The 24,793-nt window shown below is 72.1% G+C and carries 20 protein-coding genes and 1 riboswitch; of the genes, 11 read left to right on the plus strand and 9 right to left on the minus strand.

Features of this window, described 5'->3' with window-relative positions; translation table 11 throughout:
- Nucleotides 1-94: 94 nt before the first annotated feature.
- From ACIG87_RS03935 to ACIG87_RS03950, 4 genes are all read left to right on the plus strand, one after another.
- Entirely contained in the window at nt 95-781 is a 687-nt protein-coding gene (locus ACIG87_RS03935) for a (Fe-S)-binding protein (protein ID WP_396847928.1), read from the plus strand.
- Nucleotides 782-851: 70 nt separating this feature from the next.
- Nucleotides 852-2,282, plus strand: a complete 1,431-nt coding sequence (locus tag ACIG87_RS03940) for a lactate utilization protein B (RefSeq protein WP_396847929.1) — start codon at nt 852-854, stop codon at nt 2,280-2,282.
- Nucleotides 2,272-2,796: a lactate utilization protein C gene (locus tag ACIG87_RS03945; protein WP_396847931.1), complete on the plus strand. Its 525-nt coding sequence runs from the start codon at nt 2,272-2,274 to the stop codon at nt 2,794-2,796. The genes ACIG87_RS03940 and ACIG87_RS03945 overlap by 11 nt, the downstream gene beginning before the upstream one ends.
- A gap of 122 nt (nt 2,797-2,918) precedes the next feature.
- Nucleotides 2,919-4,496: a glycoside hydrolase family 43 protein gene (locus ACIG87_RS03950; RefSeq protein WP_396847933.1), complete on the plus strand. Its 1,578-nt coding sequence runs from the start codon at nt 2,919-2,921 to the stop codon at nt 4,494-4,496.
- Between the two features lie 75 nt (nt 4,497-4,571).
- On the opposite strand, the gene ACIG87_RS03955 is transcribed toward ACIG87_RS03950, so the two are convergent.
- Both ACIG87_RS03955 and ACIG87_RS03960 read right to left on the minus strand, forming a co-directional pair.
- Nucleotides 4,572-5,282, minus strand: a complete 711-nt coding sequence (locus ACIG87_RS03955; RefSeq protein WP_396847935.1) for a hypothetical protein — start codon at nt 5,280-5,282, stop codon at nt 4,572-4,574.
- 165 nt (nt 5,283-5,447) lie between these two features.
- Nucleotides 5,448-6,392 (minus strand): acyltransferase domain-containing protein, encoded by a 945-nt coding sequence (locus ACIG87_RS03960; RefSeq protein WP_396847936.1) that lies wholly within the window; start codon nt 6,390-6,392, stop codon nt 5,448-5,450.
- Nucleotides 6,393-6,614: 222 nt separating this feature from the next.
- Between ACIG87_RS03960 and ACIG87_RS03965 the strand changes: the two genes are divergently transcribed.
- The 3 genes from ACIG87_RS03965 to ACIG87_RS03975 all read left to right on the plus strand — a co-directional run bounded on the left by ACIG87_RS03965 (nt 6,615) and on the right by ACIG87_RS03975 (nt 9,511).
- Nucleotides 6,615-7,328 carry a hypothetical protein gene (locus ACIG87_RS03965; RefSeq protein WP_396847938.1) on the plus strand — a complete coding sequence of 238 codons (714 nt, stop codon included), beginning with the start codon at nt 6,615-6,617 and terminating at the stop codon, nt 7,326-7,328.
- 399 nt (nt 7,329-7,727) lie between these two features.
- A complete protein-coding gene (locus ACIG87_RS03970) occupies nt 7,728-8,438 on the plus strand; it encodes a ThuA domain-containing protein (protein WP_396847940.1) in 711 nt (236 codons plus the stop codon).
- Entirely contained in the window at nt 8,408-9,511 is a 1,104-nt protein-coding gene (locus ACIG87_RS03975) for a Gfo/Idh/MocA family protein (protein ID WP_396847941.1), read from the plus strand. Before ACIG87_RS03970 ends, ACIG87_RS03975 begins: the two co-directional genes overlap by 31 nt.
- 172 nt (nt 9,512-9,683) lie before the next feature.
- On the opposite strand, the gene ACIG87_RS03980 is transcribed toward ACIG87_RS03975, so the two are convergent.
- A complete protein-coding gene (locus ACIG87_RS03980) occupies nt 9,684-11,162 on the minus strand; it encodes a hypothetical protein (RefSeq protein ID WP_396847943.1) in 1,479 nt (492 codons plus the stop codon).
- 348 nt (nt 11,163-11,510) lie between these two features.
- On the opposite strand from ACIG87_RS03980, the gene ACIG87_RS03985 reads away from it, so the two are divergent.
- Both ACIG87_RS03985 and ACIG87_RS03990 read left to right on the plus strand, forming a co-directional pair.
- Nucleotides 11,511-12,884, plus strand: coding sequence for a glycoside hydrolase family 43 protein (locus ACIG87_RS03985; protein WP_396847945.1), 1,374 nt, complete (start codon nt 11,511-11,513; stop codon nt 12,882-12,884).
- Between the two features lie 278 nt (nt 12,885-13,162).
- Nucleotides 13,163-13,792 carry a TetR/AcrR family transcriptional regulator gene (locus ACIG87_RS03990; protein ID WP_396847946.1) on the plus strand — a complete coding sequence of 210 codons (630 nt, stop codon included), beginning with the start codon at nt 13,163-13,165 and terminating at the stop codon, nt 13,790-13,792.
- Nucleotides 13,793-13,987: 195 nt separating this feature from the next.
- Here ACIG87_RS03990 and ACIG87_RS03995 read toward each other — a convergent pair whose 3' ends face one another.
- From ACIG87_RS03995 to ACIG87_RS04005, 3 genes are all read right to left on the minus strand, one after another.
- Nucleotides 13,988-14,965: a ribonucleotide-diphosphate reductase subunit beta gene (locus tag ACIG87_RS03995; protein ID WP_396848182.1), complete on the minus strand. Its 978-nt coding sequence runs from the start codon at nt 14,963-14,965 to the stop codon at nt 13,988-13,990.
- A 59-nt stretch (nt 14,966-15,024) separates the two neighbouring features.
- Nucleotides 15,025-17,403, minus strand: a complete 2,379-nt coding sequence (locus tag ACIG87_RS04000; protein ID WP_396847948.1) for a ribonucleoside-diphosphate reductase subunit alpha — start codon at nt 17,401-17,403, stop codon at nt 15,025-15,027.
- A 120-nt stretch (nt 17,404-17,523) separates the two neighbouring features.
- A riboswitch (cobalamin riboswitch) is annotated at nt 17,524-17,740 on the minus strand.
- A 243-nt stretch (nt 17,741-17,983) separates the two neighbouring features.
- On the minus strand, nt 17,984-18,544 hold the full coding sequence (locus ACIG87_RS04005) for a TetR/AcrR family transcriptional regulator (protein ID WP_396847950.1): 561 nt from the start codon (nt 18,542-18,544) through the stop codon (nt 17,984-17,986).
- Between the two features lie 103 nt (nt 18,545-18,647).
- On the opposite strand from ACIG87_RS04005, the gene ACIG87_RS04010 reads away from it, so the two are divergent.
- Nucleotides 18,648-19,592, plus strand: coding sequence for an NADP-dependent oxidoreductase (locus tag ACIG87_RS04010; RefSeq protein WP_396847952.1), 945 nt, complete (start codon nt 18,648-18,650; stop codon nt 19,590-19,592).
- A 106-nt stretch (nt 19,593-19,698) separates the two neighbouring features.
- On the opposite strand, the gene ACIG87_RS04015 is transcribed toward ACIG87_RS04010, so the two are convergent.
- A complete protein-coding gene (locus ACIG87_RS04015) occupies nt 19,699-20,556 on the minus strand; it encodes a helix-turn-helix transcriptional regulator (protein ID WP_396847953.1) in 858 nt (285 codons plus the stop codon).
- Between the two features lie 132 nt (nt 20,557-20,688).
- Between ACIG87_RS04015 and ACIG87_RS04020 the strand changes: the two genes are divergently transcribed.
- Nucleotides 20,689-21,594, plus strand: a complete 906-nt coding sequence (locus ACIG87_RS04020) for an oxidoreductase (RefSeq protein ID WP_396847955.1) — start codon at nt 20,689-20,691, stop codon at nt 21,592-21,594.
- Nucleotides 21,595-21,776: 182 nt separating this feature from the next.
- Here the strand turns inward: ACIG87_RS04020 and ACIG87_RS04025 are convergent, their stop codons facing one another.
- Together ACIG87_RS04025 and ACIG87_RS04030 are read right to left on the minus strand one after the other, a co-directional pair.
- Nucleotides 21,777-23,201: a class I adenylate-forming enzyme family protein gene (locus ACIG87_RS04025; RefSeq protein WP_396847957.1), complete on the minus strand. Its 1,425-nt coding sequence runs from the start codon at nt 23,199-23,201 to the stop codon at nt 21,777-21,779.
- Nucleotides 23,191-24,735, minus strand: coding sequence for an NAD(P)-binding domain-containing protein (locus ACIG87_RS04030; RefSeq protein WP_396847959.1), 1,545 nt, complete (start codon nt 24,733-24,735; stop codon nt 23,191-23,193). The genes ACIG87_RS04025 and ACIG87_RS04030 overlap by 11 nt, the downstream gene beginning before the upstream one ends.
- Nucleotides 24,736-24,793: the final 58 nt, after the last annotated feature.

Below are 24,793 nucleotides of genomic sequence, written 5' to 3' on the forward strand. Positions count from 1 at the left end.
CGATGAGATCGCGGAGTGCCGAGCCTCGTCCTGGCCATCGTAGATCATATAGGATGCCGTCAATCCTGGGCGGAATGCGGGCGAGGGGGCTGCGGTGCGCATCGCGTTGTTCGTCACCTGCCTCAACGACGCGTTCTTCCCGCAGGTGGGTATCGCCACCGTGACGGTGTTGGAGCGACTCGGCCACACCGTGACCTTCCCCGCCGCCCAGAGCTGCTGCGGGCAGTTGCACGCCAACACCGGGTACGCGGCCCCGGCCCGCGCGCTGGAGCGGGACACCGAGGCGGCGTTCGCCGGACACGACGTGGTCGTCTCCCCGTCCGGCTCCTGCGTGGCCCACCTGCGGACGCACACCCGACTGCCGGTGCACGAACTCTCCGAGCTGCTGGTGGACGTGCTCGCGGTGACCGATGTGGGGGCCCGTTTCCCGCACCGGGTCACCTACCACCCGACCTGCCACGGGCTGCGGCTGCTGCGCCTGGGCGACCGGCCGCTGCGGCTGCTCCGCGCGGTACGCGACCTGGAACTGCGCGACCTGCCCGAGCCGGAGCAGTGCTGCGGCTTCGGCGGCACCTTCGCGCTGAAGAACGCCGCCGTCTCCGGCGCCATGCTCGCCGACAAGTGCGCCCACGCGGTGGCCACCGGCGCCGACTACCTGGCCGCCGCCGACAGTTCCTGCCTGGCCCACATCGGCGGTGGCCTGGCCCGCCGACCCGGCGCCCCGCGACCGATCCACTACGCCGAGATCCTCGCCGCCACCGGGCCGGCGGTGACGCCGTGACGCACCCCCGACACTACCGGGCCGGCGGTGACGCCGTGACGCACTCCCGACGCGACCCGGGGAGATGTCGATGAGCCGGCAGTTGCCCATCGTGGCCCGTACCCCGTTCCCCCGGGCGGCGGCCGGCGAACTGGGTGACGTCCAGCTCCGGGCCAACCTCGGCCGGGCCACCCGTACCATCCGCGACAAGCGGGCCGCGGTGGTGGCCGAGGTGCCCGACTGGGAACGGCTGCGCGACCGGGCGGCCCGGGTCAAGGACGACGTGATCGACCGGCTGCCGCACCTGCTCGCGCAGTTCGAGCGGGCGGCCACCGCCGCCGGCGCGACCGTGCACCACGCCGTGGACGCCGCCGCCGCCAACGCGGTGGTCACCGACCTCGTCCGGGCCCAGGGCGTCGACCGGGTGGTGAAGGTCAAGTCGATGGCGACCCAGGAGATCGGCCTCAACGAGGCGCTGGCGGCGGCCGGCGTCACGGCGGTGGAGACCGATCTGGCCGAGCTGATCGTGCAACTCGCCGACGACACCCCGTCGCACATCCTGGTACCGGCGATCCATTACAACCGAGGGCAGATCCGGGAGCTGTTCGCCCGTCGGATGCCCGGCTTCACCGCCGGGTCCGACGACCCCGCCGTGCTGGCCGGCGCCGCCCGGGACCACCTGCGGCGTACCTTCCTCGCGGCCCGGGTCGCGGTCTGCGGGGCCAACTTCGCGGTGGCCGAGACCGGCTCGTTGGTGGTCGTCGAGTCGGAGGGCAACGGTCGGATGTGCCTGACCCTGCCGGACACCCTGATCGCCGTGGTGGGGGTGGAGAAGCTGCTGCCACGCTTCGCCGATCTGGGGGACTTCCTGCGGCTGCTGCCGCGCTCGTCGACCGGCGAGCGGATGAACCCGTACACCTCGATCTTCACCGGGGTGACCCCCGGGGACGGGCCCCGTCGGTTGCACATCGTGCTGCTGGACAACGGCCGTAGCCGGGTGGCCGCCGACCCGGTGGGCCGCGCTGCGCTGCGCTGCATCCGCTGCTCGGCCTGCCTGAACGTGTGCCCGGTCTACGAGCGGGTCGGCGGGCACGCCTACGGGTCGGTCTATCCCGGGCCGATCGGCGCGATCCTCTCGCCGCAGCTCACCGGTCAGGAGGCCGGTGCCAACCGGACCCTGCCGTATGCCTCGACGCTCTGCGGGGCCTGCTACGACGTCTGCCCGGTCAAGATCAACATTCCGGAGATCCTGGTGCACCTGCGCCAGGCGGGGCCGAAACCGGCGGCCGAACGCGCGGCGATGGCGCTGCTGGCCCGGACGATGCGGCACCGACGTCGGTGGCGGGTGGGGCTACGGGCGGTCCGGGTGGGTGGCCGACCGCTACGGGTGCTGACCAGACGGCACGGCGGGCGGCTGCGCCGGGCACCGTGGCCGCTGTCGGCGTGGACCGCGCACCGGGACGCGCCGCTGCCGGCGGGCGAGTCCTTCCGCGACTGGTGGAGCCGCACCCATGCCTCCTGACCTGCCCGCCCTCTTCGTCGAACGGGCCCGTGACCATCACGCCGGGGTGCACGCCTGCACCCTGGCGGAGCTGCCCGACCTGCTCGGCGTCCTGCTCGCCGGGGCCTCCGGCGTAGTGCTGCCGGCCGGTACACCGCCGGCCTGGACCGGCCGGCTGGGTCCGCCCACGCTGGCCGGCGACCTGCTCACCGCCGCCCAACTGGACGCTCCCGGGCTGGCCGTCCTGACCGGTTGCGCGCTCGCCGTGGCCGAGACCGGCACGCTGGTGCTCGACGGCGGCGTGGCCCAGGGCCGCCGGCTGCTCACCCTCGTCCCCGACCACCACGTCTGCGTGGTGCGCGCCGCGCAGATCGTGGCCGACGTGCCCGATCTGGTGCGGGCGCTGCCCGACCCCACCCGGCCGATCACGATGATCTCCGGCCCCTCCGCGACCAGTGACATCGAGCTGAACCGGGTGGAAGGCGTGCACGGCCCCCGCCGGTTGGACATCGTCTGCCTTTCGGCGGCCCGGTAGGTGGCATCCGCACGGCACCCCGCAGGGCCCACCACGCCGCAGCCCGACGAGCCCGCCAGCCGTCGCCGTCACCCGGGGCGGACGATCGTGGGGCACCCGATCCCGATCTCAAGGAGGACTGGATGACGCTGACATCGGCCGACACGACGACCGTGGGTGTGACCGGGTGGGTCGACGGCACGTTCGCCAATCCGGTGGTCCCCGGTTTCCACCCGGATCCGAGTGTCTGCCGGGTCGGTGACGACTACTACCTGGCGTGTTCCAGCTTCGAGTACTTCCCCGGGGTGCCGCTGTTCCACAGCCGGGACCTGGTGCACTGGGAGCAGATCGGCAACGTGCTGGACCGGCCGGGCCAGCTGGCCCTGCCGGTGACCATGCCGTCGTCCGCCGGCGTGTACGCGCCGACGTTGCGGCACCACGACGGTCGCTTCTGGCTGATCGTCACCAACTGCGCGGACGGTGGCGGCACGCTGATCTGCACCGCCACCGACCCGACCGGCCCCTGGTCGGATCCGGTCCGGGTGCCGGGCGTGGGCGGCATCGACCCCGACCTCGCCTGGGACGAAGACGGCACCTGCTGGTGCACCTACGCCGGGATCGAGCAGGTGCGCATCGACCCGGGGACCGGGCGGACGTTCGGTCCTCCCCGGCGGTTGTGGTCCGGCGCGGCGGGCGCGCAGGCCCCGGAGGCGCCGCACCTGTACCGGGTCGGCGGCTACTGGTACCTGCTGATCGCCGAGGGCGGCACCGAACGCGGGCACGCCGTCTCGATCGCCCGCGCGACGACGCCGGACGGCCCGTACGAGCCGTGCCCGGCCAACCCGATCCTTACCCACCGGGGCACCCACCGGCCGATCCAGAACACCGGCCACGCCGACCTGGTCGAGGCGGCCGACGGGTCGTGGTGGCTGGTGCTGCTCGGCGTACGCCCCGGCGGCGGGACGCCCGGCTGGCACGTGCTCGGGCGGGAGACGTTCCTGGCCCCGGTGACCTGGGTCGACGGCTGGCCGGTGGTCGGTGCGGTCGCGCCGGTGATGACCGCGCCGCCATGGGCCGCGCACCCCGTGCCGCCGTCGCCGGTGCGCGACGACTTCGACTCCGAGCGGCTGCATCCCCGGTGGGTCTCGGTGCGGTCCCGGCCGGCTGACGTCTGGTCGTTGACCGAGCGGCCGGGCTGGCTCACGCTGCGGGCCCGCGGAGCGTCACCGGACGCGCCGGACGTCACGTTCGTCGGCCGTCGCCAGCAGCACCCGTCGTGCCGCGTCCGGGCCCTGGTCGACCCGGCCGGCGGGCGCGGCGGGCTGGTGGTACGCCTCGACGAGCGGCACCACTACGACGTCGAGGCGGGCGACGGCGAGGTGCGGGTCGTCGTGCGGATCGGCTCGGTGCTGTCGACGCTCGCCACCCGGCCGGTCGCGACCGGTCCGGTCCGCCTCCGGATCGAGGTGCTCGCGCCGTCCCCCGGCGACTGGCACCCCGGCAAGGAGCCCGACCTGCTCCGGCTCGGCGTCGAGCACCCGGACGGGACGTTCGACGTGCTGGCCGACCTCGACGGCCGGTACCTGTCCACCGAGGTCGCCGGTGGTTTCACCGGCCGCGTCATCGGCATGTACGCCGCCACCGGCACTGTCGCATTCGACTGGCTCGACTACGAACCCCGGCAGACCGCAGCCGGCGCGGAAGGCGACCCGACGCCCTGACCGGAGGCCCCTGCCGACCTCACCCCTGGAATGGCCGTCTCCGCCGAACAGTGGTGGCGGGGGCTGGATCTGTTGTCAGAGCAGTTTCGCGAGTCGCTTCTTCTTCGTGTTCTCCCGGACGACCCAGGCCACATCGCGATCGTCGATGGCGGCCAGCGCCCGGAACTGCGGCAGACCGACAGCGGGGTCGGCAGCCACCGCGACACTCCAGCAGTAGCCCAATGCCTGACGCAGCGCGCGGACGCCGTCGTCCCGGCGTTGGCTGGCCGGCAGAGCGGTCAGGCCGGTGGTCGTCCGTTCGCACAGCGCGACGGCGCAGGCGGCGGCCCCCGGGACGGTCAGCAGGCGCGGTTCGCACACGCCTGCGACGGCTGCCCGCCGGACCAACGGATGCGGGTTCGCGGCCCAGGCCGTGCCGAGCTTGAGAAGGCGCGGCAGGTCGGCGTCGCCGAGCCGCTGCAGCGCCAGGGCCACCGCCTCGCGCACCCGCCAGCGGGCGTCGGTAGCGTGGTCGCGCAGGCGTGCCTCGATGTCCGTGCGGGTCTGCGCGTCCGCGCCGGTGGCCAACAGCCGGCCGAGGCCGAGCACCCCGCAGAACACCAGATACTCGTCGTCGGTGGCGATCAACCGATCGAACGAGGCGGGATCGCCCTCGTCGGCGACGGCCTGAGCAAGCTCAACGTTGGCCCGTGGACCGGGCAGCCCCGAGTGGGCCCGGAGGAACGCCGGCCAGTGCGCCGGATCGGAGGCGCGCAACTCGACCCGGTACTGATCACGCTGGCCCACCGCACCAGCGTACCCCCGTGCGGCGTCGGCGACGGGCGGTCCGGCCAGGTCGGGTGGCCCGTCGGCGGTCTGGGACGGTCGCGGCGGAGGGCGAACCCGGTACCCCCGACAACCGCACCTCCCGCCTGGCGCGTCGCCGACCCGGTCGACGTCGGTGGTCACGCGCTAGATCGGGAAGTGGCCGTGCCGCCAGTGCCAGTGGCGGCCCGCCCTCAGGTGGTCGACGATCGCGTGCTGGAGCACGGTGCGGCGGGGTAGTTGGTCGAGTGGTGTGCTGAGCGTACGGAATGCGAACCGCAGCACCTCGATGTCGGCGTCCGGCCCGTCCTGTTCCACGTAGGGCAGCAGCGTGAACCTCCGCTGGAACCGGATGATGTTGGAATCCTCGGGCAGGTACTCCCGCAGCTGCGGGTCGAGCAGCCAGGACCCGCAGGAGAACTCCGTGTAGCGCTCGTCGGGGAAGTGGCGCGGGAAGAACGCGCGGCCCTCGTCGAGCGACGCGTCGACCGACTCCGGGGTCATCGGGCCCGAGTCGGGGACGTGCAGGCCGATGGCGTTGTCGCCGCGATGGTGCTGTAGCCGGCCCAGCTCGTACAGGCCGCCGCGGACGTGCAGCGTCAGCCAGCTCTGCATGACCGGCCACCCCTCGCCGTGCATCCGCCGATCGATCGCGAGGTTGCGACCCAGGTCCGCGAGGGTCGCCCAGGTAACGGACCCGGCGACGCCGTGGTCGCGGTGGTAACCGGTGACCACGTCGACCAGGGCCAGGTACGCGTACACGTAGAGGTGCCGCCAGGCCGGGCCCCGGTCGCGGGGCAGCTCCGGACCGGGCGAGAGCCAGCCGTGGCCGCCGAGATCGGCGCGGACCAGGGCGATCACGCGGTCGAGCAGCCAGCGCAGCTCCGGGGTCCACAGTGGGGAGCCGGGGGCGGGCCAGCCGGCCATGATCTCGGCGGTGTCCGCCGGCTGCACCCCGAGCCGGTCGAGAATCGCGGGCGCGTCGGCCTCGGCGGGCAGCGGAGCCGAGGGCCGGTCGCCGGCGAGCCGGTGGACGCGGTCGACGTCCTCGACGGGCACCCCGAGCCGGGCGGCGATGTCGTCCAGATCCACCCGCCCGATCCTAGCGGCCGAGGGGCGTTCCGTCCGTCGTCGTTCTGCGCGATCCGGTGCCCCTGGCGGGCGTCGGTGGCAGTGTGCGGGCGTCGTCACGGCGACGGCGCGTTGACGGTCGTCACCCTCGTGGAGTCCGTGCGCCGTACCGGCCGGCACTGGCGCCGGCGGACGTCGCACTAGCATGGCTGCGGTCAGTGGTGGTGGTGGAGACGAGGCGACATGGGATGGCTCGGGCGGATGCTGGGTGGCCGGCAGGTCCAGGACGACCCGGTGCGGCAGGCGGCGCTGCTGCGCGACGTCCGGCACCGCTTCGGCGCGCACCTGGCGGTCCGGCCGCCCGAGCAGGTCGAGGCGGTCACCCGGTTGCTCGACGACGGTGACGGCCTGGCGGTGGCGGCCACCATCGTGGGCGAGTTCGCCGACGAGGCCCACGCGGACGTGCTGGCCCAGACGCTGGAGCTGGACCGGCGTACCGGTCACCGGCTCCCGGTCGACCGCAGCAACTACCGGCCGTTGTGGCGGGCGGCGGGGGCCCAGTTGCGCTGGCCGCTGTTCGCGCTGCCGGGCGGCCTCCACCCGTACGTGCACGTCGCCGCCGCCGTCACGGTCGTCGGCGCGCGGGCACCGCAGTTCGTCCGGGCGACCGACCCCCATCCGCTGCTGGCCCGCCTGTTCGAGGTGCTCGACCTCACCGCCGTCGGCTGGGAGTACGGCCGGGTGCGGGTGGACCACGACGCCGCCTCGCTGGCCGGTCGGTTGATCTCGACCGCCCGGGACGTCCGGGCGGCGATGAAGGAGCCCCCCTCGCTGCCGCCGTCGGCCCGGGAACTCATGCGCAGCAACCGGGCTGTCGACGTGTGGGATCCCACCGGTGACCGGGTGGTCGGCACGATCAACCTCGGCGCGGAGATGCGACCGGCGCTGCTGAGCTGACTCCGGGCGGCTGACCTCACGCCGATCATCGTCCCGGCCCGACGTGTCGGTCAGCGCCGGGCCGGGACGATGATCGGCAGCCGGACGGTGCTGACCGAGGACGCTCTCGACACCGCTCGTGCCGTGGTGCGCCTCGGCGCGCTTGCGGGCGATCGACAGCTTCCCACCTCGGACCACCGATGTCCTAGGACGGTCTAGGAGATGTGCGCGTCGACTCCGACAGGGGACGAGATGGACGAACGCGGGAAGGACACGAGCGCGCACATCGGCGGCGATCACTAGTACGGTTTCGGTGCTCGACAAGCACAGGAATCGGCGAGACGTCGCCTGGCAGGATTCGGCGAGACGTCGCCGGGCGGCACCGGCCAGTCCGGTGGCGCGGACCGGGAGGGAGCGAGTGTGGCGCAGCGCAGGGCACTGGTGGTTCGGGGCGGGTGGGAGGGGCACCAGCCGGTCAGGGCGACGGAGCTGTTCATCCCGTTCCTGCGACACCACGGCTACGCGGTACGGATCGAGGAGTCGACGGAGATCTACGCCGATGCCGCCGCGATGGCCGCCACCGACCTCGTCGTGCAGTGCATGACGATGTCGCAGATCACCCCGGAGCAGGTGGCGGGGCTGAACGCGGCGGTCGTCGCCGGGACGGGCCTCACCGGCTGGCACGGCGGCATCGTGGACTCGTTCCGCGCGTCGTCGGAGTACCTGCACCTGGTGGGCGGCCAGTTCGCGACCCATCCGGGCCAGCAGCCGGAGGCGCGCTGCGGTGGGGAGGGGGACAACTTCCTGCCGCACACGGTGACCATCACCGACCTCGGCCGGGAGCATCCGATCACCGCCGGGATCGAGGACATCGACCTGGTCACCGAGCAGTACTGGGTGCTGCACGACGACCTGATCGACGTGTTGGCCACCACCGTCCATCCCACCCGGGACTGGCATCCCTGGCACCGGCCGGTCACCTCGCCGGCGATCTGGACCCGGCTGTGGGGTGCCGGCCGGGTGGTCGTGACGACCCCGGGACACAGCCTCGACGTGCTGGAACGCCCCGCTGTGCGTACCGTCATCGAGAGGGGGATGTTGTGGGCGACCCGCACCGCGTCGGTGTCGTAGGGCTCGGGGTCATCTCCCGCGCCTACCTGGACACGCTCGCGAACCACCCCGAGGTGCGGATCGTCGCGGTGGCCGACCTCGACGCCGCCCGGTCGACCGCGGTCGCCGCCACGATCGCCGGCGCCGAGGCGGTGAGCGTCGCGCATCTGCTCGACCGCCCGGACGTGCAGACGGTGCTCAACCTCACGACCCCCGCGGCGCACGTCGAGATCTCGCTCGGCGCGATCGACGCGGGTAAGAACGTGTACGTCGAGAAGCCGCTCGCCGTGGCGTTCCCGGACGGCCGCGCGGTCATCGAACGGGCCGCCTCGGCCGGCGTGCGGGTCGGGTGCGCGCCGGACACCGTCCTGGGCACGGGTACGCAGACGGCCCGCGCGGCGATCGACGGTGGGCTGATCGGGCGTCCACTGGCCGCCTCGGCCGTCATGGTCACCCCGGGGCACGAGCGTTGGCATCCCCACCCCGACTTCTACTACGCCCCGGGTGGTGGCCCGTTGCTGGACATGGGGCCGTACTACATCTCGGCGCTGATCCACCTGCTCGGGCCGGTGCGTGCGGTGAGCGGAGCGGTCAGCCGACTCCGCGCCGAGCGTGTCGTCGGCTCCGGTCCGCGCCTCGGCCAGCGGATTCCGGTGCAGGTGGACACCCACGTGACCGGGGTGCTCGAGCACGTCAGCGGCGTCCTGTCCACCATCACGACGAGCTTCGACGGCGTCGCGACGACGGCCGCGCCGATCGAGGTGCACGGGGAGGGTGGCACCCTCGCCGTGCCCGATCCGAACTACTTCGACGGCGAGGTCCGGCTGTTCGCGCTCGGTGGCACCGAGTGGCGCGTGCTCGAACCGGCTGCGGGCTACGTGGACGGTGCCCGGGGTGTCGGTCTGATCGACGCCGTCAGGGCGAGCGCTCGGCGTCCGCCACGCGCGGGCGGCGACCTCGCGTTGCACGTGCTCGACACGATGACCGGCCTGCTGCGTGCGGCAGCCGAGGGGCGGCGGATCGAGCTGACCACTGTGGTGGAACGGCCCGTGCCCGTCCCGCTCGTTCCGGTCGAGGAGTGGCGGGGACGCTGAACGGCGGCCGACCGGGCCGAAGGGGACGCGCCAGCGGGTGGTGCACCGACTTCGCGACGTCTGGCGTGCCCCGCCGTCTCCCGTCCTCCCGAGCGGCCGGGCCGCCCCGTGGACCTTACGGGGACGGCCCCCGGCGAAGCGTGTTCAGCCGCGCCGGGGGCCGTCCGCGAGGTCACGCGGTGACGCCGTCGATCTGGAGGGTCTGCACCGACCCGGCGGGGAACGGCACGCTGAGCGTCTTGCCGTTGAGCCGCAGGTCGGTCCGCTGGGTGTAGCGGTCGCCGCCGGACGGCACTGTCGTCCAGCGCGGCACCTGGCCGCCCGTGCCCCCGGTGACCTGGCCGAAGGAGGAGAGGTCGAAGGTGAGGGTCTGTGCCGCGTCGGTGTTGACCGCCACGATCACCAGCCGGCGCGCTGCGGAGTCGTACGCGGCGGCGGCGTTGCCGACCCCGGTGTTCAGGATCCGCATGCCGGGCCGGATGTGGCGGGTGAACTGCGCCAGCACGTAGTACTTGGGCTGGACCGCGCCAGGGGCCAACGTGCTGGGGTCGTAGGCGATGGTCGCCCAGCCCGCGCTGGGATCCATGACCTGCCAGTAGCACCAGGCGGTGGGGTGCAACCAGGTCCAGTCCAGGCAGAGGTTGCGGGCCATGGTCAGGCCGGTGCCGTCGCTGTCACCGGTCTCGGAGTTCCACAGCACCTTGCCCGCGGCGCGGACGTCGTTGTACAGCAGGTCGCGACGCCCGCCGCTGCCCTGGTACCCGTGCACGTTCACCTGGCGTACCAGGCCCTTGGTGGTGGCGTCGAAGCTGTTCCAGGTGGTGCGGGCCAGGTCGTAGCTGGTCTCGTCGGAGGCGGAGATCCGTACCCCGGTCAGGCCCTGCCGGTCCAGTTCGGTCTGCAGGTTGGCCAGGACGGTGCGCTGGATGCTCGCGTCGATGTGGCAACCCTCCTGGGTGCCGCTGGCGTTCCACCAGCTCGACGAGGGCTCGTTGAACGGGTCGACGGTCCGGAAGTTCACCCCCCAGCGGTCCCGCGCGTAGCGGGCCGTGATCGCCAGGTGGGCGGCGTGCTGGGCGTAGTTCCACGGCTGGAGGTTGTTCCCGCCGCCGGCCGCGCCGGACGGGTTGTGGTTGAGGCACATCCACCACATCGGGGAGTTGGCGAACAGCTCGCTGATCGCGCCGCGCTGGGTCGCCTTCACCAGGGCGGCACGTTGCTTGGCGTCGACGTTCCAGTTCCAGGCGGACGAGGCGGGATCGGTGTTGCGCCAGTCCTGCCAGAAGCCCTCGATCTGCTTGAACCGGGGGATGTTGGGGGAGGCGACCATCTGTTCGCCGTTGACCGAGTTCCCACTGCACGCGCCGAGGTTGTAGCGGACGATGTTGAGGCCGAGACCGGGCAACGTGCTGCCGTTGTACGACACCGACCGGGTGGTGAAGAAGATGTCCGCGAAGTCGTCCCGGTCGCCGAACACGTTGGCCCACCAGGCCAGCGAGGTGCCCCAGCCCTCCCAACTGCCGTAGTCGGCGGTGGGGCTGATGGCGATGGTGGCGTCCGCGTGTGCGGCGCCACCGCTCAGCACGTTACCCGTGACCGCGAGTCCCGCTGTCGCGCCGGCCGCGCCGAGCACCGTTCTCCGTGTGACCATGCCACTCCGTTCGGTTCTGGGCTTCGCGCCGGCCCGCGGCGTCCCGACGTCGGCCGCGTGACGGGCGAATGGGTGTCGCGAAATATACCTGAAACAATGTGATTATTCGAGACATGTCGATGTCTTCGGCTCTCTGGCCGACGGCGTCGGGGGTCTGCACCAGCGCGGATGCCGAGCGGATCTTCGCCCCTGCGGGCGTCCTGGCCTGCTGCGGCGTCCGACGTTCTCCGCCGCGCGTCGTCGAGCTGCGATCGAATCGACACTTGACCTCATCGATGTTATCGATAACATGTCGTCACCCACCACCGTGCTGCCACCTGCCAGCGATCCCACCCACGAGGTGATCACTTGAAGCGTCGTACCCTGCTGTCCGCCACCGGCGCCGCCGTCGCCGGGGCCGCCCTGCTGCGCCCCGGAACCGCGTCCGCCGCCACCTACGACGGCTACGTCATGGCGTACTTCACCGAGTCGCCCACCATGGCCGCCGCCAACTACGGCCTGCACCTCGCCGTCAGCGCCGACGGCCTGAACTGGACGCCGCTGAACCAGAACAACCCGGTCGTCACACCGACGCTGGGCAGCCGGGGCCTGCGCGACCCGTTCGTCCTGCGCAAGCAGAGCGGCGGGTTCGTGGTGCTCGCCACCGACCTCAACGGCACCGACTGGAACTACCAGAGCCAGTACCTCCACGTCTGGGACTCCACCGACCTGCGGACCTTCACCGGGTACCGGCTGCTGAAGGTGCACTCTCTCGCCACGCACGCCTGGGCCCCGGAGGCGTACTGGGACGCCGGGCGCGGGCAGTACGCGGTCGTCTACTCCGCGGTCACCGGCGGCCACAACGTGCTGATGGTGAACTACACAAGCGACTTCGTGACCGCATCGGCCCCGCAGACCTTCTTCGACCCCGGCTACGACGCCATCGACGGCAACTTCGTGAGCGTCAGCGGGGTCAACTACATGTACTTCAAGAACAACACCAACAGCACGCTGCTCGGCGCCCGTTCGAACAGCCTCAACCCGGGCAGCTTCAGCATCCACACCTCCGCCATCGGCCCCGGCCGCGGTGTCGAGGCACCGCAGATCGTCAAGTCGAACACCGCGAACACCTGGTACATGTGGGGCGACACCTGGAGCCCCAACGGCCGGTTCTTCTGCTGGCAGACCACGAACGTGGCGAGCGGCTCGTGGAGCCTGCTCAACGACCGGTCGTACACCCAGCCGCTGAACTCGAAGCACCCGGGTGTCACGCCGCTCACGTCGGCCGAGATGTCCGCGCTCACCGCCAGGTGGGGCACGCCGACGTGGAACCGCGTGAAGTCGTACAACTTCCCGGACCGCTACCTCCGGCACAGCAACAACGTCGCGCGCATCGACGTGTACCCGTTCGACCCGTACCAGGACCAACTGTGGACCCTGGTGCCGGGCCTGGCCGACTCGGCAGGGGTGTCCTTCCGCTCGGTGAACTACCCGGACCGGTACCTGCGCCACTACAGCTACGCGATGCGGTTGGAGGCGAACGACGGCACGAGCGCGTTCAAGGCCGACGCCACGTTCTACCGCACGGCCGGCTTCGCCGACTCCTCGTGGACGTCGTTCCGCTCGTACAACTACCCGGACCGGTACCTGCGGCACTACGACTACGTGCTGCGCATCGACCCGATCACCAGCGGCTCGCCGACGGCCGACAAGCAGGACGCGACGTTCCGCATCGGCTACTGACCGAGCCCGCCCGGGAAGTGGGCGATCAGGCTGCCGATCACCGACGGCAGCCGGAGCGCCCATGCCGGTGGGAACTCGTCTCCGGTCGGGTGGGCGTCGACGACGCCCACCCGACCGTCCCCGGCCAGCGCGCCGTCCGCTTCGGCCCGTCGCAGGGAGTGGAGGTGACCGGCGGCTCTCTCCGTCTCCGTCGGAGCGGTGACCAGCGCGAGGTGTCCCGTCCGCCGAACGTTACTCGGTTAAAAAAGCAACCCAGCCAATAATGTTACTGTATTCGAGTGGTAGAACCGACCGGGCTGCGGGCCCGCAAGAAGGCGCGGACCCACGACGCGATCGCCGACGTGGCGATCACGCTGTTCCTGGCACACGGCTTCGACCAGGTCTCGGTCAACGACATCGCCGCGGCGGCCGAGGTCTCCAAGCCGACCCTCTTCCGGTACTTCGCCACCAAAGAGGACCTGGTGCTGCACCGGTTCGCGCACCACCACGGCGAGGCCGCCCGCGTCGTACGTGACCGTCAGCCCGGCGTCGCGCCGTTGACCGCGCTGCACCGGCACTTCCGGGCCGGTCTCGACCGCCACGACCCGGTCACCGGCCTCAACGACCACCCCGAGGTGGTGGCGTTCCACCGGTTGGCGTTCACCACGGCGAGCCTGGTGGGACGCCTGACGCGCTACCTGCTAGACGGCGAGGAGGCGCTGGCCGCCGCCTTCGGCTCAGGCATCGAGGCGCGACTGCGGGCCGCTCAGGTGCTCGCCGTCCAACGCGTACTCGCCCGGACCAACTGGCAGAAGATCGCCGACGGGCGAACCGCCCACGATGTCCACCCCGAGGCTGTCGCCGACGCCGACCAGGCATTCGCCCAACTGGGCTCGGGAACCGACGACACCAGCCGGGACGGCTCGTAGGTCGGTTCGGGGTGGTGGAGCGAGCCGGGGGGGGGGGGGGGGGGGGGGGGGGGGCGGGGCGGGGGGGGCCCCCCCCCCCCGGCGGGGGGGCGGGGCGCCCCCCCCCCCCCCCCCCCCCCCCCCCCCCCCCCCCCCCCCCCCCGGCCGCGGGGGATGCCCGTCCGCCCTGCCGGCGACGAGCGGCGCGACCAGCGCTCAGAAGTCGTCGTCGAAGGTGACGCTGCCGCTGACACCGACCTGGTACGCCGACACCCGGCGCTCGAAGAAGTTCGACAGCTCCTGCACGTCCTGCAGGTCCATGAACGCGAAGGGGTTCTTCGCGCCGTACTGCGGTGCGATGCCGAGCTGGGCGAGCCGGCGGTCGGCGACGTGTTGCAGGTACTCCCGCATGTCCGCCAACGACAGCCCGGAGACGCCCTGTTCGAGCAGGTCCTCGGCGAACTGGGCCTCGCACTCGACCGCCTCGGCGATCATCTCGGTGACCTGCCGCTGCAACTCGGCGTCGAACAGCTCCGGCTCCTCCCGCCGGACGGTCTCCACCACGTCGAAGGCGAACGCCATGTGCATCGACTCGTCCCGGAACACCCAGTTGGTGCCGGAGGCGAGCCCGTTGAGCAGGCCACGCGAGCGCAGGAAGTAGACGTAGGCGAAGGCGCCGTAGAAGAACAGCCCCTCGATGCAGGCGGCGAAGCAGATGAGGTTGAGCAGGAACGTCCGGCGGTCCTCGCGGCTGTTCAGCTCGCGGAGCGCGTGGACGGAGTCGATCCAGCGGAAGCAGAACTCGGCCTTGCGGCGGATCGAGGGGATGTTCTCGATGGCGGCGAAGGCCGCGAAGCGCTCCTGCTCGTCGGGCACGTACGTGTCGAGCAGGTTCAGGTAGAACTGCACGTGCACGGCTTCCTCGAACAGCTGCCGGGACAGGTAGAGCCGGCCCTCCGGGGAGTTGACGTGCTGGTAGAGGTTGAGCACGAGGTTGTTGGCGACGATGGTGTCGCCGGTGGCGAAGAACGCCACCAACCGGGACACCAGATGCCGCTCGGCGGGCGACAGCCTGGCCAGGTCGGCGAGGTCGGAGTGCAGGTCGACCTCCTCGACGGTCCAGGTGTTCTTGATGGCGTCCCGGAACCGGTCGAAGAAGTGCGGGTAGCGCATCGGGCGCAGGGTGAGGTCCATGCCGGGGTCGAGCAGCAGGTGCCGCTCGCCGGCGTCGGCGCGGGATTCGGAAACGGTGGTCACTGGCAGGCCTCGCAGCTCTCGGGGTTCTCCAGGGAGCAGGCCAGCGCGTCGGCGTCGCTCACCGCGACGACCGGGGCGACGGCGACGGTGGCCTGCTGGATGCGGGTCGCGGGACGCGAGCGCAGGTAGTAGCTGGTCTTCAGTCCGGACTTCCAGGCGTACAGGTACATCGATGACAGCTTGCCGATGGTCGGCGCGCTCAGGAACAGGTTCAGCGACTGCGACTGGTCGATGTACGGTGCGCGGGCGGCAGCGAGATCGATAAGCGCCCGCTGCGGAAGCTCCCACGCGGTGCGGAACAGCTCCCGCACGTCGGCCGGCAGGTCGACGAGCCCCTGCACCGATCCCTCGGCCCGCTTGATCTGGTCCCGCACCTCCGGCGTCCAGAGCCCCCGCGCCTTCAGCTCGCGGACCAGGTACGTGTTGACCTGCAGGAACTCGCCCGACATGGTCTCGCGCTTGAACAGGTTGGACACCTGCGGCTCGATGCACTCGTAGCAGCCGGCGATCGACGCGATCGTGGCGGTCGGGGCGATCGCGACCAGCAGCGAGTTGCGCAGGCCGTGCGCGGCGATCCGCGCCCGCAGCGCACTCCACCGCGGCACCTGGGTGGGTTCGACGCCCCACAGGTCCGGGTGCAGGTCCCCCCTGGCCGCGCGGGTCTGGTCGTACGCGGGGTGCGCGCCGAACTGCTCGGCGAGGCCGGCCGACGTCTCCAGGGCGGTCAGGAAGATCTCCTCCTGCACCCGGGTGGACAACTCCCTGGCCTCGGCCGAGTCGAACGGCAGGCGCAGGGCGAACAAGGCGTCCTGTAGGCCCATCAATCCCAGCCCGACCGGCCGCCAGCGCGGGTTCGACACCGCCGCCTGCTCGGCCGGGTAGTAGTTGATGTCGATCACCCGGTCCAGGAACACCACCGCCGTGCGCACCGTCGCGCGCAGCTTCTCCCAGTCGACGCCGCCCTCGGTGAGGTGCGCGCCGAGGTTGACCGACCCCAGGTTGCACACGGCGGTCTCGGTGTCGCTGTTCACCTCGAGGATCTCGGTGCACAGGTTGGACAGGTGGATCGTGTTGCCCGGCGCACCGGTCTGGTTGGACAGCCGGTTGGCCGGGTCCTTGAACGTCATCCACCCGTTGCCGGTCTGCGCCAGGGTGCGCATCATCCGTCCGTACAGGTCCCGGGCCTTGACCGTGCGGACCGCCTTCTTCTCCGCGATCCGGTAGGCGGCGTCGAACTCCTCCCCGTACAGGTCGGGCAGCTCCGGTGCGTCGGACGGGTCGATCAGCGACCAGTCGGCGTCGGCCTCGACCCGGCGCATGAACTCGTCCGGGATCCAGTTCGCCAGGTTGAGGTTGTGGGTGCGCCGGGCGTCCTCGCCGGTGTTGTCCCGCAGCTCCAGGAACTCCTCGATGTCCGGATGCCACGGCTCCAGGTAGACGCAGGCCGCCCCCTTGCGCCGGCCGCCCTGGTTGACCGCCGCCACGCCGGCGTCGAGGGTCTTCAGGAACGGCACGATCCCGTTCGACCGGCCGTTCGTGCCCCGGATCAACGCGCCCCGGCCGCGCACCCGCGACCAGGAGATGCCGATGCCGCCGGAGAACTTCGACAGCTTCGCCACCTGGTGGTAACGCTCGTAGATCGAGTCCAGCTCATCGCGCGGCGAGTCGACCAGGAAGCACGACGACATCTGGGTGTGCCGGGTGCCGGAGTTGAACAACGTCGGGGAACTCGGCAGGTACGCCAGCGAGGACATCAGCCGGTAGAACCCGATCGCCTCGCCCGGCGTCTCGGACAGCCCGCAGGCCACCCGCAGCAGCCAGTACTGCGGCGTCTCCACCACCAGCCGCGACTCGGGGTGCCGCAGCAGGTAGCGGTCGGCGACCGTACGCAGCCCGAAGTACTCGAACCGCAGGTCACCGGCCGGGTCCACCGCGTCGTCCAGTTTGCGGGCGTTACGGGCCACGAACGCGGCCGTGCCATCCCCGACCAGGCCCAGGCCGTGGGCGTACCGGATGGACTGGCTGAAACTCGCCACCGCCTGCCCGCGGACCTCCTTCTCCACGTACGCGGCCAGCAACCGGGCCGCCAGCCTGGAGTACTGCGGTTCCGCACCGATCAACTCGGCCGCCGTCTGGATCGACAGCTTGTCCAACTCCGCCGTGGTCGCCCCGTCGTAGAGGCCGCTGATCGTCTTCGTGGCGACCCGCAACGGGTCCACCTCGTCCAGGTCGCCGGCCCACCGCTCGACCGCTCTGACGATCTTGTTGACGTCCACCGACTCGGTGTCCCCGTTGCGCTTGCGTACCCGCATCGCCGGCCGGCGGGGCTCCGCCCCGCCGGCACGGGACGAGGGGTTCTCCTGCACGAACGTCATGACCTCTCCTCGCTGTCACCGATGGCCTTCGGACGGCGGGAGAACGCCAACGGGCGCGACGCGACGGCCGGCCCGGCTACTGGCGTCGGTCGTCCCGCGCGACCTCCGACCGCCGCGCGCAGCAGCGCACGGCGCGCTGGCAGGTCTTCGGACTCGCGGGCCTGACCGGGATCACCGGTCGCCTACTGGCCGTCGCTTCCCAGGCCCTGAGGCCCAGTGCGTGATGACGGCGGTCGTTCCCACTTACCGCTGCGGGGCAGTCCCGGATTCACACCGGGTTCCCTGTTGCCTCGACCGCACCACTCGGGACGGTCGAACCAGCTGCGTGAGACACCATATATGGCGACCATGGTGGGCAGGCAACACAAGATGTCGCGTCGGCGTGTCGGATTCGTCTCACCGTTCGCCCCGGGCCGCCGGTGCCGGGCCTGCCGGGCGGCAGCAGCCGGTCGTCGGCACCGCTGCGCTGCGCGGCGCGACCGCGCCCGGGTCCTGCGCCGTCGGAGGTGACCCGGACCTGCCCCCGACCGACCTCGTCGGGTCCAAGGGCCCGGCGCTCCGAGCGGCTGTCGCGATGCGGCTACGAGCGGCGGATGCCGGCGAGGAGGAGATCGGCGAGTCGGTTGATGACGGGAGCCCTGGCCGCCGGCGGCAGCCGCCCCAGTGCGGCGACGGCCAGGAGGCCGGCCCGGACGTCGTCGGCGTCGACGCCGTCGCGGAGCCTGCCTGCGGCCCGTGCGCGGGCGACCAGCACGTTCAACGCCCGGGTGTGTTCCCGGCGTTCTTCCTGGAAGGCGCTGCCCGCACCGCCGGAGCCCAGCAGCGCCTCGTTGAGCGCCTGGTCGTGGATCTGTCGATCGGCGAACGCGAGGACCATGCCGGACAGCGCCCGCCACGGGTCGGGGTCGTCGAGGGCGTGGCGCATCTGCACGCCGCAGGCTTCGACGCGTTCGACGAGGACCGTGGTGACCAGCTCCGCGCGGGTCGGGAAGTGCCGGTAGAGGGTCGCCACACCGATCCCCGCTCGTCGGGCCACCTCCCGCATGGGCACCTCGAGCCCCGCCGTGGCGAACGCCTCCCGGGCTGCCGCCACCACCCGCTCCCGGTTGGATCGGGCATCGGCACGCTGCTTCTGAGGCATCTCGACCGTCATCCCTCTCACTTGGCTCCGTGACGGAACGGCTGCTCCGGTTCCGATCTACGGTACGGGCTACGCCCAGTTCGTCGAGGCAGAGGAGCCGCTGATGTTCGCAGTGCAGTACGACCGGTTCGGCGGTCCGGAGGTGCTTCACCTCGGCACCGCCGAGGCCCCACGGCCAGGAGCCGGCCAACTCCGGGTACGGGTGCGGGCAGCCGGGGTCTCCCCGGTCGATGCCGGTCTCCGGTCGGGTCGTACGCCGATGGGCGTCCGGTTGCCGCTGCCGCACATTCCGGGCGTCGACGCGGCGGGAGTCGTCGACGAGATCGGCGACGGCGTTGCCGGTGTGGCCGTCGGCGACCACGTCTTCGGTGTCCTGGACGTGGCGAAGCTCGGTGGGGGCAGTGCCCAGTTCGCGGTGCTGCCGCTGTGGGCACACAAGCCGGCGACCATGTCGTGGGCGCAGGCGGGTGCGGCGGGCTCCAGCGTCGAGACGGCCACCCGGGCCCTCGACCTGCTGGGGCTGCAACCGGGCATGACGCTCCTGGTCGACGGCGCCGCGGGTGGCGTGGGCAGTGTCGCCGTCCAACTTGCCGCGGCCCGTGGCATCCAGGTCGTCGGCACCGCCCGGGTCGGCAACCACGACTTCCTCCGCCGGCTCGGGGCGACGCCGGTCACGTACGGGCCTGGCCTCGCGGACCGGGTCGACGCTGCGGGGACGGCCCGGGTGGACCGGGCACTGGACGTCGCCGGTGCCGGCTCGCTGCCGGAACTACTCCAGTTGACCGGCGACCCGGCGGCGGTGGTGAGCCTGGCCGACTTCACCGCCGCGGCACATGGCGTCCGGCTGTCCATGGGACAACTGGCCGGCGAGCCCGACGGCCGCCACGGCCTGCGCGCCGCAGCCGAGTTGTCCACCGAGGGTCGGTTCACGGTGCCGATCGAGGCGGCCTTCCCCATCCGGAAGGCGGCCGACGCGCATGCGGCGGCCGAGCGGGGATCCCGCCGCGGCAAGATCGTCATGATCGTCGACGACGCGCCGGAGACCTGATCCGGAGTGCGCGCGTCGGGCGGGACCTCCGCTCATCGGCAGACCGGCGCACGGCGTCACGACGACCCTGACGCTCGCGTCGCACGTCCTGCGGCAGCAGGAGCGCTCACCTGATCGAGCGGGTCGCGTGCAACGCCGCCAGGAGTTGCAGCCGGTCCGCGTCGGCGCTGCCCGGCTCGGCGGTGAAGACCAGCATGACCGGGCCGGGGCTGCCGGGCAGCGGGTAGGTGTCCCAGTCCAGGGTGATCTCGCCGACCTCGGGAACCTGGAAGGTCTTGGTGCCGCTGACCGACTCGCGGACGTCGTGCCGGGCCCAGAGCCGCCGGAACTCGGCGCTGCGGATGCTCAGCTCACCGACGATCGCGGTGGCGCGGGGGTGGGTGGGGTCGGTGGCGACGGCCGCGCGCATCATGCCGATGTAGTCCAGGGCCTGGCGCTCCCAATCCGGGCAGTTCCGCCCGCCGGTCAGCGTGTCGTCGAACATCAGCAGGAGCATGTTGAGCCGGTCGGGCGGGTAGGTGTCCGGGTCGCCGAGCAGCGCCTCCGCCGCCGGGTTCCAGGCGAGCAGGTCGAGGTGCCGGCCGAGCACGACCGCCGGGGTGTCCAGCACCCGCAACAGCCGCCGGGTGCTGTCCGGCACCTGTTCCGGGCCGTGGTCCCGCCGGGCGGGCATCGGCCGGCGGGCGGCGTGGGCCAGGGTGAACAGGTGCCGGCGTTCCTCGTCGTCGAGGCCGAGCGCGCCGGCGAGCGAGTCCAGCACGTCATCGGACGGGCGTACCTCCCGGCCCTGCTCCATCCGCTGGTAGTAGTCGGTGCTCAGCCCGGCCAGCAGGGCCAACTCCTCGCGTCGCAGCCCGGTGACCTTGCGCTTGCCGCCCGGCTCCAGACCCACGTCGCGGGGATGCAGCCGGCTGCGCCGGGCGCGCAGGAAGTCGCCCAGCTCGCGAGCGTACGGATGGCTCATGCCGCAAGTGTGCTGCGGCCCGGACCGTCGACGGTAGGTCCCGCAGACCTAGGCAACCGAGAACGACCGAGCCGGCCCGCGTTGCTCCTAGCGTCGTCGGTCGACCGCACCCGACACCTTCAGGAGCAGCAGATGACCGGATGGACCGCCGACCGCATCCCCGACCAGCACGGCCGGGTCGCCGTCGTGACCGGCGCGAACTCGGGCCTCGGCCTGGTCACCGCCACCGAGCTGGCCCGCCGCGGCGCGCACGTCGTGCTCGCCGTCCGTGACACCGCCGCCGGTGAGCGGGCCGCCCGGCGGATCGGCGGCGACGTCGAGGTACGCGAGCTGGACCTGGCCTCCCTCGCCTCCGTGCGGGCCTTCGCGGCGAAGTTGGCCGCCGACCACCCGGCGATCGACCTGCTGGTCAACAACGCCGGTGCGGTGCTGCTCGGCCCACGTCGCACCTCCGCCGACGGCTTCGAGCGGCAACTCGGCACCAACATGCTGGGCCACTTCGCGCTGACCGGCCTGCTGCTCGGCAACCTGGGCGTAGCCCGGGAAGCCCGGGTGGTCAACCTCAGCTCGATCACCCACAAGTACGCGCACCTGGACTTCGACGACCTGATGTACGAGCGGAACTACCGGGCCGCTGCCGCCTACGGCCGGTCCAAGCTCGCCACCACGATCTTCGGCATCGAGCTGGACCGCCGCCTGCGCGCTGCGGGATCGCCGATCGTCAGTGCGCTGGCCCACCCCGGCATCACCCGCACCAACCTCACTCCGCGCGCCTGGGAGCACCGTGGCCGGCTCGGGCAGGCAATCGCGTGGCTCGGCCTGCTCGCCACCCAGCCGGTGGAGCAGGGCGCGCTGCCGCAGTTGCGCGCCGCCACCGAGCCCGGCGTGCGGGGCGGCCAGTTCTTCGGGCCGGCCGGGCTCTGGGAGACGCGGGGCCGGGTCACCGACGCCCGACCCAGCCGGGAGGCCAGCGATCCGGTCGTCGGCAAGCAGCTCTGGGTGGCGGCCCAGGAGCTGACCGGCGTCAGCTACCTCTGAGCCTGGCGGTGAGGCACCCGAACTGTTCGCGGCGATGGTCCGTGCCCATGCCACCGCCGCTCCGCTTCCCGCGGAGCTTCCCCCTCCGGTCGAGGTCTGAGCGTTCGTCGCGTCCAGCCGCTCGGGATGGGGTGGCCCCGGCCCGTCGGCGTATTCGCCACCCCGGCGGGCTGTGGGCGTGGTCAGGCCACCAGGGCGCGCTTGTCCGGCTTACCGCTCGGCCCCACCGGAATCCGATCGATCGGCTGCACCGTCTTCGGGGCTGCGGCCTCTCCCAGCGCCTGCGCCACCCGCGCCCGCAGCCGCGCGGCATCCGGCGTGTGGCCGGTGGCCGGCACCACGTACGCGTGCACCGCCTCCCCGGTGACGTCGTCGGGCCGGCTGACGACGTACGCCTCGGCGACGGAGGGGTCGGTGGCGAGCACCCGTTCGATCGGGCCGGCGTACACCAGGTTGGCGTTGACGATGATGACGTCCCGGGCCCGGCCGAGCAGGTGCAGGTAGCCGTCGTCGTCCCGCCGGGCCAGGTCGCGGGTGCGGACCCAGCCGTCGACGAACACGTCGGCGGTCTCGGCCGGGTCCGCCCAGTAGGCGGTGGCCTGCGCCGGGGTCCGGACGAAGAGCTCACCCTCGGTCGCGGGGCGGCCGTCGGCGTCCCGGATCGACAGGTCGATCACGGCGGGTGGCCGGCCGACCGAGGCGAGGGTGGCCGGGGACGCCAGCAGCTCGGCCGGCGTCACCATCGCGATCATGCCGGTCTCGGTCTGGCCGTAGCCGTGGAAGACCACCGGGCCGAGCACGTCGAGCGCCTCGGCGAGCCGGCCCACCGTGAGCGGCGAGCCGGACACCACGAGGGCCCGCAGGCTGCTCAGGTCGGCCGGGTCGGTGCGCTGGTCGCGGACGAGTTGGTGCAGCTTGCCGACGGTGATCACACTCGCGGTCGCCCGGTGCCGGGCGATCATGCCGGGAAATCCCGGGGGACGGGCGGCGACCAGGGTGCCGCCCGCGGCCAGGGTGAGGATGCCGTACTCCAGCATCACCTGGCTGCTCAGGGAACCGAAGACCAGATAGCGCTGCAGGCGGGACGCGAGGTCGGCGATCGCGGGCGGCCACCGGTCCGGGTACGGCGCCCACGCCGCGCTCATCGCCGCGTACGTCTGGGCGCAGCCCTTGGGTCGGCCGGTGCTGCCGCTGGTCCAGGTGAGCCGGGCGATGTCGCCCGGCCGGCCGGCGGCGACCAGCGGGGCGTCGTCGTCGGGGGTGTCCACCAGGTCGGCGAGGTGGGCGTCGTCGACGAGCAGCGCGTCGTCGCCGCCCAGGAGTTGGGCCAGCTGCGCCGGGGGCAGGTCGGCGCGGATCCCGGAGACCCGGGCGCCGACGGCGAACGCCGCGATGATCGCGGCGAACGCCTCCGGGGTGACGCCGAGCCGCAATGCCAGCCCGGTGCCCGGTCCGACACCGGCGGCGCGCAGCCCGGCGGCGACGCGACGCACCAGCGCCGACATCCCGCCCGCGGTGACCACCCGGTCGCCGTCCTCGAAGACCGGCCGGTCACCGCCGGTGGCGAGCAGGCGCAGGACGGGCTGCGGCCAGACCTCAGCCGGCATCGGACAGGACGCCCTTGACGAAGACCGCGAGGGGCTGGTGGTGCACGTCGGGGAGATCCCAGTGGTTCTCCAGGTTCTCCGCGAGGTGGTGCACGGCGACGACCCGGCCGCCCCGGTGGGCCCGTACGACCGGGTGCAGGTAGCTGGCGTCGTGGGCGTGTTCGGCGTCGTTCTCGGCGATCCGGGGGATGGTGACGTCGAAGGGATCGACCTGGTCGTGGTCCGGTCCGTACTCCAGGGTGGTCACGAAGGCGAACGGCTCGGGCCCCAGGCCGCCGTCGTGCAGGTAGGCGACCGGCACCTCCTCGTGGTAGAGCGCGGTGCCGCCGGAGACGGTCACGACATCGCCGAGGACGCCGAACTGCTGCCACAGCGCCGAGGTCCGGTTGATCCGGGCGATGATCGCGTCGGTGATCGCCTCCGGGGTGCTGTCGAGCGCCCTGGCCGGCCACGGTTCGTCGTGGTGCCGGGCGTTGAGCATCCGGTGCAGGGCGCGTGCGCCGTACCGGAAGCCGTGGATGAACCCGTTGGTGGAGCGCTTGAAGTCGCGCTGCTGGGTGAGGGTGCCGGCGAAGTACAGGCCGGGCACGTTCACCGACTCGAAGGCGGAGGTCTGCTCGGGGAAGCGGTCGTCGATGACCAGCCGGGGTCGGGCCGACGGGTCGAAGATGCTCGCGTCGAACCGGAAGCCGGTGCAGAGGACGACCCGGTCGTAGTCGAGCTGCCGGATCGACTCGCTGGTCCGGGCGTACCGGAAGTCGACCCGGTAGCCGCCGTCGTCGCGCCGTGCGATCCGTTCGACGGTGCCGTCGAGCACCGCGTTCTGCGACTTGAGCTGGTAGGTGTCCAGGAAGTTGTTGTTCACCGCGCGCAGGTGCCCGACGTAGTGCGTCTGCCAGGCCAGCCTGATCGAGTGCGGGCCGGCGACGTGGATGACCGCGGCGGTCGCGACGAGGGCGTCGGCGGTCTCGAAGGCCGAGTTGCCCTTGCCGACGATGAGGACACGTTGGTTGGTGAAGTCGCCCGGGTCCACGCTGACGGTGTCGTAGCGTTCGGCGAGCGCAGCGCCCTCGATCGGCGGGACGTACAGCTGGGAGACGCCGGTGGCGACGATGACCCGGCGGGCGGTCAGGGTGTCGTCCCCGGTCTCGACGGTGAACAGCTCGCCGTCGCGCGCGATCCGGGTGACCCGGGTGTCGTACCTGACCCGTAGGCCCTCGGCGAAGGCGGCGAGGTAGCGCACCAGGTCGTCAGCGTCCGGGAAGTAGCGTCGGCTGAAGTTCCGGAACAACAGGGCCGGATCGTCGGTGAGCAGCGAGTTCCAGTCGGCGCGCAGGTTGAACTCCGGATCGTCGGAACCGGTCCAGACCTTGTTGATGGAGATCAGCTGCCGGTGCCGGGGATAGCGGGTGAAGAACGTGCCCGGTGCCGATCCGGCCTCCAGCACCAGATGGTCGCGACCGTCGCGCTGCAGCAGAGCGGCGAGCTGGAGCCCCGCCGGTCCGGCGCCGATGACCAGGTAGTCGAGCGTCATGCGGCGCACCGTATCGGCCCGATCTCAACGCGTTCTGAGAACTCGTCTCTAGGGTCCG

It is taken from the genome of Micromonospora sp. NPDC051925 (assembly GCF_044548625.1).
Classification (GTDB): Bacteria; Actinomycetota; Actinomycetes; order Mycobacteriales; family Micromonosporaceae; genus Micromonospora.

Excerpts from the sequence above, each read along its gene's own strand:
- ACIG87_RS03965 (WP_396847938.1), top strand. The coding sequence starts at position 6,615 with ATGGGATGGCTCGGGCGGATGCTGGGTGGCCGGCAGGTCCAGGACGAC.
- ACIG87_RS03980 (WP_396847943.1), bottom strand. The coding sequence starts at position 11,162 with ATGGTCACACGGAGAACGGTGCTCGGCGCGGCCGGCGCGACAGCGGGA.
- ACIG87_RS04000 (WP_396847948.1), bottom strand. The coding sequence starts at position 17,403 with ATGACGTTCGTGCAGGAGAACCCCTCGTCCCGTGCCGGCGGGGCGGAG.
- ACIG87_RS04015 (WP_396847953.1), bottom strand. The coding sequence starts at position 20,556 with ATGAGCCATCCGTACGCTCGCGAGCTGGGCGACTTCCTGCGCGCCCGG.
- ACIG87_RS04025 (WP_396847957.1), bottom strand. The coding sequence starts at position 23,201 with ATGCCGGCTGAGGTCTGGCCGCAGCCCGTCCTGCGCCTGCTCGCCACC.
- ACIG87_RS04020 (WP_396847955.1), top strand. The coding sequence starts at position 20,689 with ATGACCGGATGGACCGCCGACCGCATCCCCGACCAGCACGGCCGGGTC.
- ACIG87_RS04005 (WP_396847950.1), bottom strand. The coding sequence starts at position 18,544 with ATGCCTCAGAAGCAGCGTGCCGATGCCCGATCCAACCGGGAGCGGGTG.
- ACIG87_RS03945 (WP_396847931.1), top strand. The coding sequence starts at position 2,272 with ATGCCTCCTGACCTGCCCGCCCTCTTCGTCGAACGGGCCCGTGACCAT.
- ACIG87_RS04030 (WP_396847959.1), bottom strand. The coding sequence starts at position 24,735 with ATGACGCTCGACTACCTGGTCATCGGCGCCGGACCGGCGGGGCTCCAG.
- ACIG87_RS03940 (WP_396847929.1), top strand. The coding sequence starts at position 852 with ATGAGCCGGCAGTTGCCCATCGTGGCCCGTACCCCGTTCCCCCGGGCG.
- ACIG87_RS04010 (WP_396847952.1), top strand. The coding sequence starts at position 18,648 with ATGTTCGCAGTGCAGTACGACCGGTTCGGCGGTCCGGAGGTGCTTCAC.
- ACIG87_RS03995 (WP_396848182.1), bottom strand. The coding sequence starts at position 14,965 with ATGGACCTCACCCTGCGCCCGATGCGCTACCCGCACTTCTTCGACCGG.
- ACIG87_RS03950 (WP_396847933.1), top strand. The coding sequence starts at position 2,919 with ATGACGCTGACATCGGCCGACACGACGACCGTGGGTGTGACCGGGTGG.